Genomic DNA, 13,157 nt, shown 5'->3' with positions numbered 1-13,157 from the left:
GGCCACGCGAAAACGCGTCGTCCAATTGTGGCGCGCATGATTCTGGCTGGATTTACATATACGCATTCATCGTTTTGAATAGATGCACAGCGGCGCTAGCATGCAAAAACCTCTGACTTTCATGTTTGACAGCCATGTCTACCGTCGCTATTCCATCCGATTCCGTCGGTGCCGCCGCACATCCACCGTCTGCGCACCACGCCGTGATTCGTTCCGCGCAGGACGTATCGCGTATCGTCAACGCGGGCGCCGCGAAGGGCAGCAATGCCCGCATTGTGATTGCGATCGCGCTGGGCGGTGTGTTCCTCGATGCCTACGATCTGACGTCGCTCGCTTATGGCATCAAGGACATCGCGAAGCAGTTCGCGCTGACGCCTGTGCAGGTCGGCTTCGTGTCGTCGGCGATTACCTTCGGTGCGATTCTGGGTGCATTGTTCGGCGGCTATTTGACCGATCGCATCGGCCGCTATCGGGTCTTCATGGCGGACATGCTGTTCTTCGTGATTGCGGCGATTGCCGCAGGACTCGCGCCCAACGCGTGGGTGCTCGGCGGCGCGCGTTTTCTGATGGGCTTTGGCGTGGGGCTCGATTTGCCCGTTGCGATGGCGTTTCTCGCCGAGTTTTCGCGCGTGGCGGGCAAGGGCAACAAGGCGGCGAGCGTGGCTGCATGGTGCCCCGCGTGGTATGCGGCAACCAGCACCTGCTATCTGCTGATTCTGGGGCTTTACGCGATCCTGCCCGAGCATCATCTGAGCTGGCTGTGGCGCCTCACGCTCGCCTTCGGCGCCGTGCCCGCGATAGCCATCATCCTGGTGCGCAGCCGCTATATCAGCGAATCGCCTGTGTGGGCGGCCAATCAGGGCGATCTGGAAGGCGCCGCGCGCATTCTGAAGCGTACCTATGGTGTCGATGCAGTCGTCGAGCGCACCGCGACGCCTGTCGCGCAACCGCGCCGCGCGTCGTGGCGCAACTACGGCGTGCTGTTCAACGCCACGTATCGCAAGCGGACGGTACTGGCCGCTGTGATCGGCAGCGCATCGTCGTTCGGCTACAACGCGATCATCTTCGGTTTGCCCGTCATTATCACGAGTTTCTTCGCGCAAGGGCCGCTGACGACGATCGTTGCATCGCTGGCGTTGAATCTGCTGTTTGCGTTTGTCGGCGGACTGATCGGCGTGCGCACGGCACCCACGGTTGGCGCGTGGAAAATGACGGTGCTCGGGCATTCGCTCCAGTTCGCGTCGCTGATCGGACTCGCGCTGATCGGCAAGCCGGGCGGCGGCGCGCTGGTGGTCGTTGCGATTCTGCTGCTGGGCGGCTATCTGTTCGGGCAAGGCTTCGGTCCCGGCTCCCATTCGATGACCTATGCGTCGCTCAGTTATCCGACCTCGCTGCGAGGTATCGGCGTGGGTTTCAATCAGACGCTCGTGCGCACCGCATCGACGATCTCGCTGTTTCTGTTCCCGGTACTGGCGGCAGCGCTCGGCACGAAAGTGTTCTGGGTCATCGCGATTGCGCCGCTTACGTCGCTGCTGGTGTTGCTCGCGATCCGCTGGGAACCGTCGGGCTATGACATCGATGGAGAAGATTACAGGGATGCGAGTGACGACGCGAATGTCGCGGCGCGCGTGAGCACCTGATGCAATGGGGGCGCGCAGATCAGATTGCGCCGCGAGCAACACGCGCTGAAGCCGGGAACGGGTAATGGCGTCGACGGCGCCGAACGGTTCGTCGAGCAACAGCAGAGCAGGTTCCGCAAACAGCCCGCGCGCCAGTGAGACACGTTGCGCCATGCCGCCTGACAACTGCTTTGGCAGCACGTCATGAACATTCGTCAAGCCGACTTCCGCAAGCAGCGCATCGATTACAAGCTGCAGGAACTCGGCGAATGGGCCGTCAACGACGAAATGCCCACGCCATCATTCTATTCCTGAACTGCTGGGCGCCCGATGGCAGGGAAAATCGGCGCCTGTCATAAGCAATTGCAAATCCGATAGTAGGGTTGGCGCGCCTGGGCTGATCCAATACAGGATTGGCCCTGTTCGAAGCGAGCCGCGATGGGCTCAAAGGGCTTTTTCCTCTTCGTGTGAGCCATCATGTCTAGTGTCGAAACCTCTATTGCCGCTGCGCAATTGCCGCGGCGTCCTGATCCCGCGCGCGTGCAGCGCATTGCCACCGACGCCGACGCGCTCGCGGCCGCCCACACGCTCGCAGCAGGCTTTGCGGCGAACGCGGCCGAACGTGACCGTCAGCGCATGCTGCCGTGGGCGGAACTCGATCGATGGTCGGAGAGCGGTCTTGGTGCGATTACCGTGCCGCGTGAATACGGCGGCGCGGACGTGTCGTTCGCGACGCTCGCTGAAGTCTTCGTGATTCTTTGTGCCGCCGATCCCGCGCTCGGCCAGATCCCGCAAAATCATTTCGGCGTGCTGGGCGTGCTGCGCGAAATCGGCACACCGGTGCAGAAAGCGCGTCTGTATGGCGAGGCGCTGGCGGGCCACCGGCTCGGCAATGCGGGCCCGGAACGCCGCTCGGCGGCGGTGTCCACGGTGCTGCAAGGCACGACGCGGCTGCGTGAGACGCAAGATGGATTGCGCCTCGACGGCAAGCGGTTCTACTCGACGGGCGCGCTGTTCGCGCATCGCGTTCCCGCGCGAGCAACAGACGATGCGGGCCGCGCCGTGCAGGTCTGGGTGCCGCGCGACGCGCCCGGCCTCACGGTGTTCGACGACTGGAGTTCATTCGGCCAACGCACCACGGCAAGCGGCAGCGTGGTTTTTGATAACGTCCGCGTCGATCCGCAGGACGTGCTGCCGCTCTGGCAACTCGCAGATCGTCCGGGCCTGTTCGGTCCCAATTCGCAACTGATCCAGGCCGCCATCGATCAGGGCATCGCCGAGGCTGCCGTTGCCGATGCGCTCGCGTTTGTGCGCGAGCGCGCGCGTCCGTGGATCGACTCGGGACTGGAGCGCGCGACCGACGATCCGTACATCATCGCCGACATAGGCCGTCTGCAGATTGATTTGCATGCCGCACGCGAAGTTTTGCTCGACGCAGGACGCACGCTCGATGCGATTGCCGCCGCACCCATCGATGCCGAAGCGAGCGCGCAGGCATCTGTCGCCGTGGCCGGGGCCAAAGTGCTGACCACGCGCATCGCCCTCGAAGCGAGCGAGAAGCTGTTCGAACTGGCGGGTTCCGCATCGACACGCGCTGCACACAATCTCGACCGTCACTGGCGCAATGCACGCACGCATACGCTGCATGATCCCGTGCGCTGGAAGCTGCATTTGCTCGGCAACTATCACCTTAATCATGCGCTGCCGACGCGGCATTCGTGGAACTGAAACATGAGCACCGATATTTCTGAAGAGACTGCTGCACAGACGCGTGAGCGACAGGTGCAACGCACGCCCGACCTTATTGCCGACGATGCCCACGCGTTGCGTGTCGCGAAGCGCCTCGCCGATGAGTTCGCACCCGACGCGGCAGCGCGCGACCGTGAGCGCCGGCTGCCGTGGGCCGAACTCGACGCGTTTGTCGCGAGCGGGCTATGGGGCATGACCGTGCCACGCGAATTCGGCGGCGGGGGCGTGAGCAGCGCAACGCTCGCCGAAGTGACGGCAACGATCGCGGCGGCGGATGGGTCGCTGGGTCAGATTCCACAGAATCATTTCTATGCGCTCGAAGTGCTGCGCGTCGGCGCGAGCACCGGACAGCAGCGCTTCTTCTATGACCGTGTGCTGGCAGGCGAGCGTTTCGGCAATGCACTCGCCGAAACCGGCCACAAGGATTTCAAGCGACGCACGCGGCTCACGCGCACCACGGCTGGCTGGCATATCGACGGCCGCAAATTCTATTGCACGGGCGCACTGTATGCAGACTGGATTCCCACGCTGGTCATCACGGAGGAGCGCGGGCGCGATATCACCTGTCTCGCGTTCGTGCCGCGCAATGCGCAAGGCGTCGAGGTGATCGACGATTGGGACGGTTTTGGCCAGCGTGTGACGGGCAGCGGCTCAGTGCAGTTCAATCATGTGCACGTTGAGCCCGAATGGGTCGTGCCGTTTCAGGCGTCGTTCGAACGACCGACCACCATCGGTCCGCTCGCGCAGATCATGCATGCATCGATCGATCTGGGTCAGGCTCGCGGCGCTTTCCAGGCCGCATTGCAGTTCGTGCGCGAGAATTCGCGCCCGTGGATCGACGCTAAAGTCGACCGCGCCACCGACGACCCGCTGACCGTCGTGCAGTTCGGCGATCTCGCCGCACGTCTGCGCGCTGCCGAGGCGCTGGTGCGTCGCGCGGCGCGCTTCGTCGATATCGCGCAGGCGGGGCCGACGGAGCGCTCGGTGGCCGAGGCATCCGTTGCGGTGGCCGAGGCGCGCGTGCTCACCACGACGATTTCGCTCGATGCAGGCTCTCGACTGTTCGAACTGGCTGGCACGTCGGCGACACTCGATGGCCTGGGCCTCGACCGCTTCTGGCGTAACGCCCGCACGCACACGCTTCATGACCCGGTGCGCTGGAAGTATCACGCGGTCGGAAACTACTACCTCAACGACACGCTGCCGCCCCGGCACGGAGCCTTGTAATGGCACGCAAACAGATTCTGCTGAACGCGTTCAACATGAACTGCGTCGGCCACATCAATCACGGATTGTGGACACATCCGCGCGACCGTTCCTTCGATTACCGGCAGTTGCCATACTGGACCGATCTTGCCCGCACGCTGGAACGCGGCCTGTTCGATGGCTTGTTTCTCGCCGATATCGTGGGTGTGTACGACGTCTATCAGCACAACGTCGATGTCACGCTGCGCGAGTCGATTCAATTGCCCGTCAACGACCCGTTGCTGCTGGTTTCGGCGATGGCGGCCGTGACGAACCATCTCGGCTTCGGCGTGACGGTGAATCTCAGCTACGAACAGCCGTATCTGCTCGCTCGCCGTTTTTCGACACTCGATCATCTTACGCAAGGACGCATCGGCTGGAATATCGTTACCGGATATCTCGACAGCGCGGCGCGCGCGATGGGGTTGAGCGAACAGCTTCCGCACGACGAACGCTATGAACGCGCGGACGAATATCTCGACGTGCTCTACGAGCTGTGGGAAGGCAGCTGGGAAGCGGATGCCGTGCAGCGCGACAGGCGCGCGCGCGTGTATGCGGACCCAGCCAAGGTCCATCGGGTTCGGCATGCTGGGCGTTACTACAACGTCGATGGCTATCACCTCGCGGAACCCTCGCCGCAACGCACGCCGGTGCTGTTCCAGGCTGGCAGTTCCGGGCGCGGCCAGCGTTTCGCGGCGCGCCACGCCGAATGCGTATTCATCTCGCCGCCGAATCGCAAGGTCGCGCGCGAAACGGTGCAGACCTTGCGTGAACAGCTCGTGCAGGCCGGACGCCGCCCCGACGACGTCAAGGTTTTTGCGGGTGCCGCAGTCGTTGCGGGAGCAACCGAACGCGAAGCGCGCGAGAAGTACGCCGACTATCTGCGCTACGCGAGCCGCGAAGCAGGACTTGCCCATTTTGCCGCGAGCACGGGCATCGACTATTCGCAATACGATCTCGACGCGCCCGTCGACTACGCGCCCGGCAATGCAATCGAGTCGGCCACGCGCACCGCAAAGCGGCACGGCTGGACGCGCCGCAGGCTGCTCGAGATGTTCGAGCTCGGCGGACGCTATCCCGCGATCGTTGGCAGTGCCGCGCAGGTCGCCGATGAACTGGAGTCGTGGATCGACGAAACGGGGATCGACGGTTTCAATCTGAGCCGCACGGTGGTGCCGGAGAGCTACGAGGATTTCATCGATCTCGTCGTGCCCGAGTTGCAGAACCGCGGCCTCTACAAGACCGCTTACGCCGATGGGACGCTGCGGCAGCGCCTGTTCGGCGAGGGCGACCAACTTCCCGAACGCCACACGGCGGCAAGCTTCCGCCGTCAAGCGATGCAGCCGGCAAATATGGATACGACAGGCGCATCACACTGCTTCGCAAAGGAACATTCATGAGTCTCGACATCTTCTGGTTTCTGCCGACATCTAAGCGATCCGCGCGCCAGGCAGCGCATGGGTGGCGGTAGCGGCGACCAATCCCGCCGTGGTCGGCGCCGTGTCGGTATGCGCGGCGGCCTTGCTGGTGGCACCTGGTCATCACATCGTGGTGAAGCCGACGCTGATCACGCGCGACGATCTGGTGACGAACGACATCAAGACGATTGCGGACCTTGGCGCGAAATTCCCTGCCTTCCGTTCCGGCGATGCATCCACGGCTGCGCTGCAATTTCTCAGACCTTTACATCGTTCCCTGATTCCACGGCGAGCAAGCCGCCTCGTCTGCAATCGCTCTCGAACTGGTGCAATTGCATCTGACACGTATGCGAATTTGGATAGCATTTTTAGTTGGTTGGAGGCGCGCCGCCTTGCCCGCATAGTGGAATCCAGATGGCTAAAGGCGGCAGCCCGCAAAAAATTCCGATGAGTGCCGCCAACATGACATGGAGGCACTGATGACAGTGGAACTGCAGGAAAAGCCGCTGCACGCGGATCTCGAAGCGGCGCGCGCCAACGCGCAGGCAAGCGGTCTTCCGTACGCGGGAAGCGTGACGCCGCAGCAGGCGTGGGCGCTCCATCAGGCGGCCGAAGCGGTGCTCGTGGATGTGCGTACTGGCGAGGAACGCAAGTTCGTCGGCCACGTGCCTGACACCTTGCATGTCGCGTGGGCGACCGGAACGAGCCTCACGCGAAATCCGCGCTTCGTGCGCGAACTGGAGGCAAAGACGGGCAAGGGCGCGGCGGTCGTGCTGCTGTGCCGCAGCGGCAACCGCTCGGCGCAGGCCGCCGAGGCGGCCGCCAAGGCAGGCTTTGCGCATGTGTTCAACGTCACTGAAGGCTTCGAAGGCGAACTGGACGAGGCGGGGCATCGCGGCTCGAGCAACGGCTGGCGTTTCCATGGTCTGCCGTGGGTGCAGGAATAGAAGGACGGCCCACCCGTGCGCCGGATCATTCAAACCGACAATGAAGAGAGAACTGGCGTGACTGTATTTCATGTGGCTGAGATCGTCGACGCGCTTCAGGGCGTGCGGCAACAATGGCGCGAATTGCAGCGGCGTGCGCTGGAGCCGGGTGGGCGCGATCTGCCGGCGCGTGAAGCGCTGGCGGAGGTCATCGAAACGCTCAAGGGCGTGCTCTTTCCCATGCGGCTCGGGCCGCCGGATCTGCGCCAGGAGAGCGAAAATTTCTACGTTGGCCACGCACTCGACGCCGCATTGCACGCCCTGCTCGCGCAGGCGCGGCTCGAGCTGCGCTACAAGGCACGGCACGTCGAGGCCGACCGTGGAGAGATCGACGCACGCGCGCTGGCTGCCGTGCGCGCATTCGCCCAGCGCTTGCCCGCCATCCGCGCGCTGCTCGATACTGACGTGCTTGCCGCGTTCAATGGCGACCCGGCCGCGGGCAGCGTGGACGAGGTGCTGCTTTGCTATCCCGGCGTGCTTGCCATCACGCATCACCGTCTTGCGCACGAGTTGTATCGACTCGGGCTTCCGCTGCTCGCACGCATTATTTCGGAGCTGGCGCACGCGGCCACGGGCATCGACATTCATCCGGGCGCGCAGATCGGCAGTGCGTTCTTCATCGATCATGGCACAGGCGTCGTGATCGGAGAAACCGCGATCATCGGTGAGCGCGTGCGCGTGTACCAGGCCGTGACGCTCGGCGCAAAACGGTTTCCGCGCGACGCCGCCGGCAATCTCGAGAAGGGCCACGCGCGACATCCCATCGTCGAAGACGATGTCGTGATCTACGCGGGAGCCACGATTCTCGGGCGCGTCACGCTCGGCCGCGGTGCGGTCATCGGCGGCAACGTCTGGTTGACCGAGAGCGTGCCGCCTGGCGCACACGTCACCCAGGCGATTTCGCGCCACGAAACGCGCGCGCCGTCTGTGAGCGGCCCCGTCGAGGCCGGCGCTCCCACATCGTTTGCGATTGCAGCGGACGCACTGCGATGAGCGCCATCGTTCACGACTTCGGCGCTACCGTGCGCCGTTTGCGCGAGGCGCACGCATGGTCGCAGGAGCGCCTCGCCGAGCACGCCGGGCTGAACCGCACCTATGTCGGCGAAATCGAGCGCGGCACGGCCATCGCCTCGATCGTCACAGTGGAGAAGCTCGCGCACGCGCTGGGTGTGAGCATCGGCGAACTGCTTGTCGGCGGGGTGACCGGCATGGCCAACGCCATGGGGCTGCCGGGCCATCCACTCAATCAGTAAGCAGATTGCACTTCTTGCTATGCCTTGATGCCTATAGCCGGTTGAACCGCGCATAAGGGATTCCCATAATCTGCTGTCGTCATAAGCAATGCAGTTTTTGTTATAAGTAACCGGAGCCCTCCTACATGTCCACGACTCTGAGCGGCCAGACCGCGCTCGGCGATAACGCCGCGCGGCAACTGGCGAATGCCACCAAGACCGTCCCGCAGCTTTCCACGATCACGCCGCGCTGGCTCACACACCTGCTGCAATGGGTGCCGGTCGAGGCCGGTATCTATCGTCTGAACCGCGTTAAGGATCCCGAAGCAGTGCGCGCTGCCTGCACGGCGCGCGAAGACGAAGGCACGCTTCCCACGACGTTCGTGCCTTACGAAGAGCAGCCGCGGGAGTATTTCCTCAATGCGGTGAGCACGGTGCTCGACGTTCACACGCGTATTTCCGATCTTTACAGCAGCCCGCATGACCAGATCAAGGAGCAGTTGCGGCTCACGATTGAAACGATCAAGGAACTGCAGGAAAGCCAACTCATCAACAATCCCGACTATGGCCTGCTGGCTAACGTCGAGGAAGAGCAACGCATCTTCCCGCTCACAGGGGCGCCCACGCCGGACGATCTCGACGAACTGCTCACGAAGGTCTGGAAAGAGCCCGCATTCTTCCTTACGCATCCGCTCGCGATTGCCGCGTTTGGCCGCGAATGCACGCGACGCGGCGTGCCGCCGCCGACGGTCAGCCTGTTTGGTTCGCAGTTCATCACGTGGCGCGGCATTCCGTTGATTCCGTCCGACAAGGTGCCGGTCGCCGACGGCAAGACCAAGATCCTGCTGCTGCGCGTGGGCGACAAGCGGCAGGGCGTGGTGGGACTGTATCAGCCAGGTGTCGCGGGCGAGCAGGGACCGGGCCTCTCGGTGCGCTTCATGGGGATCAACAATCAGGCGATCGCGTCGTATCTGATCTCACTGTATTGCTCGCTCGCGGTCCATTCGCCGGATGCGCTGGCTGTACTCGATGACGTGGAGATCGGCAAGTACCATGACTACCCTGACACCTACCGCTAATCCGACGGCGCTGCCGCAAGCGGGCGCGCACGCACCGCTGCCGGGCGGACTGCCGGACCCGGCGACGCTAGCGCGGCTTACCAATGAGTTCTTCAGTACGTTGCCGGGCAATGCTGGCGCGCCCGGCGTGGCGGCTGGCAGTGGCGCTGTGGGCGGCGTGCCGTCCGCGTTGCCGGCGGCCGCGCCGATCCTCGCCTCGGTCAGCAATCCCGCGCCGGCGGGCTCGCCGCTCGCGGGGCCTGGCGGCACGGGCACTGGCGTGCCGGGTCTGGAACTGCCGCAAGGCAAGGTGCCGGGCGCCAACCTTGCTCCTTCCGCGCCGACTCACGTGCTCGCGCTCGGCAACCGTGCGCCCGCGCTCGCGCCGCATGCGGCCGCCGCGAACGGCCTGCCGGACAACGCTGTAGCGATCGCATCTGCGCTGGAGCCGCGCGTGGGCGGTGCGCTGCTCGGTGTGCCACAGGCGTATGGGGCTGTCGAACCGGTGCCCGCCGAGGCGAAAGCCGGGTCCGGCTCGCCGTTCTACTTCACGGGTTCAGATGGCCACGGCTGGCAGCGCGAGGCGCAGGAGATCGTGGTGCCTGCGCAAGGTCGCGCCGCACCGGAGACATTCGGACTGCCAGGTGATGACGCGTTGCGTGGACTGCTCACACTCAATCGCCCGGAATACGGCGGGCACGACGGCCCGGCCCGCTATTTTCTGGCGGAACGCGAAAACGCCGCTCCCCAGGCAGACGTGCTGCGCGGCGCTCACCCGCCTTTCGACGTCAACGCGGTGCGCCGCGACTTTCCGATCCTGCAGGAGCGCGTGAACGGCAAGCAGCTGGTGTGGTTCGACAACGCCGCCACGACGCACAAGCCGCAGGCGGTGATCGACCGGCTCGGGTATTTTTACGCGCACGAGAACTCGAACATCCACCGTGCCGCCCATGCTCTGGCCGCGCGGGCGACCGACGCCTACGAGCACGCACGCAAGACGGTGCAGCGCTTCATCGGTGCTTCGGCGCCCGAGGAAATCGTGTTCGTGCGCGGCACGACGGAGGCGATCAACCTGATTGCGAAATCGTGGGGCGTGCAGAACGTCGGAGAAGGCGACGAGATCATCGTTTCGCATCTCGAGCACCACGCGAACATCGTGCCCTGGCAGCAGCTCGCGGCACTCAAGGGTGCGAAGCTGCGAGTGATTCCCGTCGACGACTCGGGACAGGTGCTGCTCGACGAGTATCGCAAGCTGCTCAACGACCGCACGAAGATCGTTTCGGTGACGCAGGTATCGAACGCACTCGGCACCGTGGTGCCGGTGCAGGAGATCGTGGACCTCGCGCATCGCGCTGGCGCGCGAGCGCTCGTCGACGGCGCCCAGTCGATCTCGCACATGCGCGTGGACGTGCAGGCGCTCGACGCCGACTTCTTCGTGTTCTCAGGCCACAAGATCTACGGGCCGACCGGTATCGGCGTCGTGTACGGCAAGCGCGAGGTGCTCGAAGCGATGCCGCCGTGGCAAGGCGGCGGCAACATGATCCAGGACGTCACGTTCGAGAAAACCGTGTTCCACGGCGCGCCTGCGCGCTTCGAAGCCGGTACCGGCAATGTTGCCGATGCCGTCGGGTTGGGTGCGGCGCTCGACTACGTGAGCCGTATCGGCATCGAGAATATCGCGCGCTACGAGCATGATTTGCTTGCGTATGCAACGAGCGTGCTTGCGCCGGTGCCGGGCGTGCGCCTCGTCGGAACGGTGCGTGACAAGGCGAGCGTGCTCTCGTTCGTGCTGAAGGGCTACACGACCGAGGAGGTCGGGCAGGCATTGAGCCGCGAAGGCATCGCTGTGCGTGCCGGGCATCATTGCGCCCAGCCGATCCTGCGGCGCTTCGGCCTCGAAGCGACTGTGCGGCCTTCGCTTGCGTTCTACAATACCTGCGCGGAAGTTGACGCGCTGGTGTCCGTCGTGCGAGGACTGGCGCCGCGCCAGTAATAGATTCGCGGGGGCCACGTGCCCCGCGATTTCTCGTTATCGCGCGAGTCGCCCTGCGGCTCGCGCACTCATCCCTTCCATCGCCGCGTCCGAAATCCACGAGCCGCGCAACCGCCATATTCAGAGCCGGGTCCGCGAGATATCCATCAGCCAATTCGTTATTGGAGCGCGGGGCGGGTTTCCTATACTGGGCTTTCCATCCGCACTCGCATTCGGCCTGGGCCCGCGACGAGGGCTTTACGATTCGCCAGCTCGCGCAGCGCGTGGGTGGTTACTCGCGCCTGCAAATGGTCGGCACGCCGCGCTCGATCGCAGACGAGATGGTGCAATGGCTGGTGAAAGCGGGCAGCACGGTTTGCCCAAGGTGCATTGAGCCGCTTGAGCGCGCCGCGGCTGCGGCGCTTTTTATGTGGGCTTAGAACGAGGGCAGCGCCTGGGTGAGCGTGGACACGAAGCGCGCCGTGCGTGCATCGCGCGGACGCGCGAAGATTTCATGCGACGGGCCGGCTTCAACGATCGCGCCGTCCTTGAGGAAAACAGCGTCGTGCGCCACGGAAGCCGCGAGCCGCAAGTCGTGCGTTGCCATCAGCATGGTCGTACCCTCCAGCGCGAGCTGCCTCAGCACGTCAACCACTTCGGCGGAGAGTTCGGGGTCGAGCGCCGAAGTCGGCTCGTCGCAGAGCAGCACCTGGGGCGAGGGCGCAAGCGCGCGCGCAATCGCCACGCGTTGCTGCTGACCGCCCGACAGCGCGGACGGCCACGCGTCGGCCTTCTGGGCAATGCCCACTTTGGCGAGCAGCGCGGCGGCGCGCTCGCGCGCCCGTTCCTTTTCCCATTTCAGGACCGTGAAGAGGCCTTCCATCACGTTCTCGATGACGCTCAGGTGGGGGAACAACTGGAAGTTCTGGAACACCATGCCGGTATGGCGGCGCACCGATGCGATTTCGGCGTGAGGAAGCTGCCGGCCCAGGCCGAATTCGACGCGCGCGTCGCCCACGCTCAGCGTGCCGGAGTCGGGCATTTCGAGCAGATTGATGCAGCGAAGCAGCGTGCTCTTGCCACTGCCCGACGGCCCGATGAGCGCGGTCACGCTGCCCGCTTTGAGCGTCAGGTCGATGGCCGCGAGCACCTCGTGGTCACCGAACGACTTGTGGACACTTTCAATGCGGATCATCAGCGTCCCGCCGAGAACGAGGCATGGCGGCCATAGCGCGCCTCGAGGCGCCCTTGAGCCTGCGAGAGCACGGAGCTGAACACGAGATAGATCAGGGCGGCCTCGGTATAGAGAATCAGGGGTTCGTAGGTCACGGCGGCGATGCGTTGTGCAGCCTGGAAGATTTCCGGCACGGTCAGAACGGCCGCGAGGGATGTGTCCTTCACGAGCGAGATGAACGAGTTCGAGAGCGCGGGCAACGCCACGCGGATCGCTTGCGGCAGGATGGCGCGGCGCAGCGCCTGCGCGCGCGTCATGTTCATCGAATAGGCGGCTTCCCACTGACCGCGCGGGATCGACTCGATTACGCCGCGAATGACTTCCGCGTTATAGGCGCCGACGTTGAGAGAAAAGCCGATGATCGCTGCCGTCAACGGATCGAGCACGATGCCCACGTTGGGCAAGCCGTAGAAGATGACGAACAGCTGCACGAGCAGCGGCGAGCCGCGAAAGAGCCAGATATAGAAACGCACGGCCGCGACGGCCCAGCGTTGTCCGAAGAGGCGCACGAGTGCCGCGACAAACGCGAGCACCATGCCGATCGCAAACGAAGCCAGCGTGAGCGGGACCGTAAAGACCAGTCCCGCGTAAAGCAGTGGCCACAACGATTGCACCATCAAATGCAGCCATGGCGGCATCATTCA

At 64.3% G+C, this 13,157-nt stretch carries 11 protein-coding genes and 3 pseudogenes; 11 read left to right on the top strand and 3 right to left on the bottom strand.

The window, feature by feature from the left end; all coding sequences use genetic code 11:
• Positions 1–134: 134 nt before the first annotated feature.
• The gene (locus tag NH14_RS21170) at positions 135–1,640 is read left to right on the top strand and encodes an MFS transporter (protein ID WP_052148196.1); all 1,506 of its coding nucleotides are present in this window, start codon (positions 135–137) and stop codon (positions 1,638–1,640) included.
• A gap of 30 nt (positions 1,641–1,670) precedes the next feature.
• On the opposite strand, the pseudogene NH14_RS21165 reads toward NH14_RS21170, so the two are convergent.
• Positions 1,671–1,865, bottom strand: a pseudogene (locus NH14_RS21165) (ATP-binding cassette domain-containing protein); the annotation flags it as partial.
• A gap of 231 nt (positions 1,866–2,096) precedes the next feature.
• Here NH14_RS21165 and NH14_RS21160 point away from each other — a divergent pair.
• The 10 genes and pseudogenes from NH14_RS21160 to NH14_RS33625 form a co-directional block, all read left to right on the top strand.
• Complete coding sequence (locus NH14_RS21160) at positions 2,097–3,347, top strand: SfnB family sulfur acquisition oxidoreductase (protein WP_035529338.1); 1,251 nt, start codon at positions 2,097–2,099, stop codon at positions 3,345–3,347.
• 3 nt (positions 3,348–3,350) lie between these two features.
• Positions 3,351–4,595 carry an SfnB family sulfur acquisition oxidoreductase gene (locus tag NH14_RS21155; protein WP_035529339.1) on the top strand — a complete coding sequence of 415 codons (1,245 nt, stop codon included), beginning with the start codon at positions 3,351–3,353 and terminating at the stop codon, positions 4,593–4,595.
• Entirely contained in the window at positions 4,595–6,013 is a 1,419-nt protein-coding gene (locus tag NH14_RS21150; RefSeq protein WP_035529341.1) for an LLM class flavin-dependent oxidoreductase, read from the top strand. Before NH14_RS21155 ends, NH14_RS21150 begins: the two co-directional genes overlap by 1 nt.
• A 34-nt stretch (positions 6,014–6,047) precedes the next feature.
• A pseudogene (locus NH14_RS21145) lies at positions 6,048–6,278 on the top strand (sugar ABC transporter substrate-binding protein); the annotation flags it as partial.
• A 232-nt stretch (positions 6,279–6,510) separates the two neighbouring features.
• Complete coding sequence (locus NH14_RS21140) at positions 6,511–6,978, top strand: rhodanese-like domain-containing protein (RefSeq protein WP_035529344.1); 468 nt, start codon at positions 6,511–6,513, stop codon at positions 6,976–6,978.
• A gap of 57 nt (positions 6,979–7,035) precedes the next feature.
• Complete coding sequence (gene epsC, locus NH14_RS21135) at positions 7,036–8,010, top strand: serine O-acetyltransferase EpsC (protein ID WP_035529346.1); 975 nt, start codon at positions 7,036–7,038, stop codon at positions 8,008–8,010.
• The gene (locus NH14_RS21130; protein WP_035529348.1) at positions 8,007–8,270 is read left to right on the top strand and encodes a helix-turn-helix domain-containing protein; all 264 of its coding nucleotides are present in this window, start codon (positions 8,007–8,009) and stop codon (positions 8,268–8,270) included. Before epsC ends, NH14_RS21130 begins: the two co-directional genes overlap by 4 nt.
• A 125-nt stretch (positions 8,271–8,395) precedes the next feature.
• Positions 8,396–9,328 carry a family 2A encapsulin nanocompartment shell protein gene (locus NH14_RS21125; protein ID WP_035529349.1) on the top strand — a complete coding sequence of 311 codons (933 nt, stop codon included), beginning with the start codon at positions 8,396–8,398 and terminating at the stop codon, positions 9,326–9,328.
• The gene (locus NH14_RS21120) at positions 9,303–11,300 is read left to right on the top strand and encodes a family 2A encapsulin nanocompartment cargo protein cysteine desulfurase (protein WP_035529351.1); all 1,998 of its coding nucleotides are present in this window, start codon (positions 9,303–9,305) and stop codon (positions 11,298–11,300) included. Before NH14_RS21125 ends, NH14_RS21120 begins: the two co-directional genes overlap by 26 nt.
• A gap of 218 nt (positions 11,301–11,518) precedes the next feature.
• Positions 11,519–11,650 (top strand): annotated as a pseudogene (locus NH14_RS33625) (LLM class flavin-dependent oxidoreductase); the annotation flags it as partial.
• Between the two features lie 65 nt (positions 11,651–11,715).
• Here NH14_RS33625 and NH14_RS21115 read toward each other — a convergent pair.
• Both NH14_RS21115 and NH14_RS21110 read right to left on the bottom strand, forming a co-directional pair.
• On the bottom strand, positions 11,716–12,474 hold the full coding sequence (locus NH14_RS21115; protein WP_035529356.1) for an amino acid ABC transporter ATP-binding protein: 759 nt from the start codon (positions 12,472–12,474) through the stop codon (positions 11,716–11,718).
• Positions 12,474–13,151 (bottom strand): amino acid ABC transporter permease, encoded by a 678-nt coding sequence (locus tag NH14_RS21110; protein WP_035529584.1) that lies wholly within the window; start codon positions 13,149–13,151, stop codon positions 12,474–12,476. The genes NH14_RS21115 and NH14_RS21110 overlap by 1 nt, the downstream gene beginning before the upstream one ends.
• Between the last annotated feature and the right edge of the window lie 6 nt (positions 13,152–13,157).

Source organism: Paraburkholderia sacchari, from assembly GCF_000785435.2.
Lineage (GTDB): Bacteria > Pseudomonadota > Gammaproteobacteria > Burkholderiales > Burkholderiaceae > Paraburkholderia > Paraburkholderia sacchari.
The sequence above is the reverse complement of the archived record's forward strand: the minus strand, read 5'-3'. Positions and strand labels throughout refer to the sequence as shown.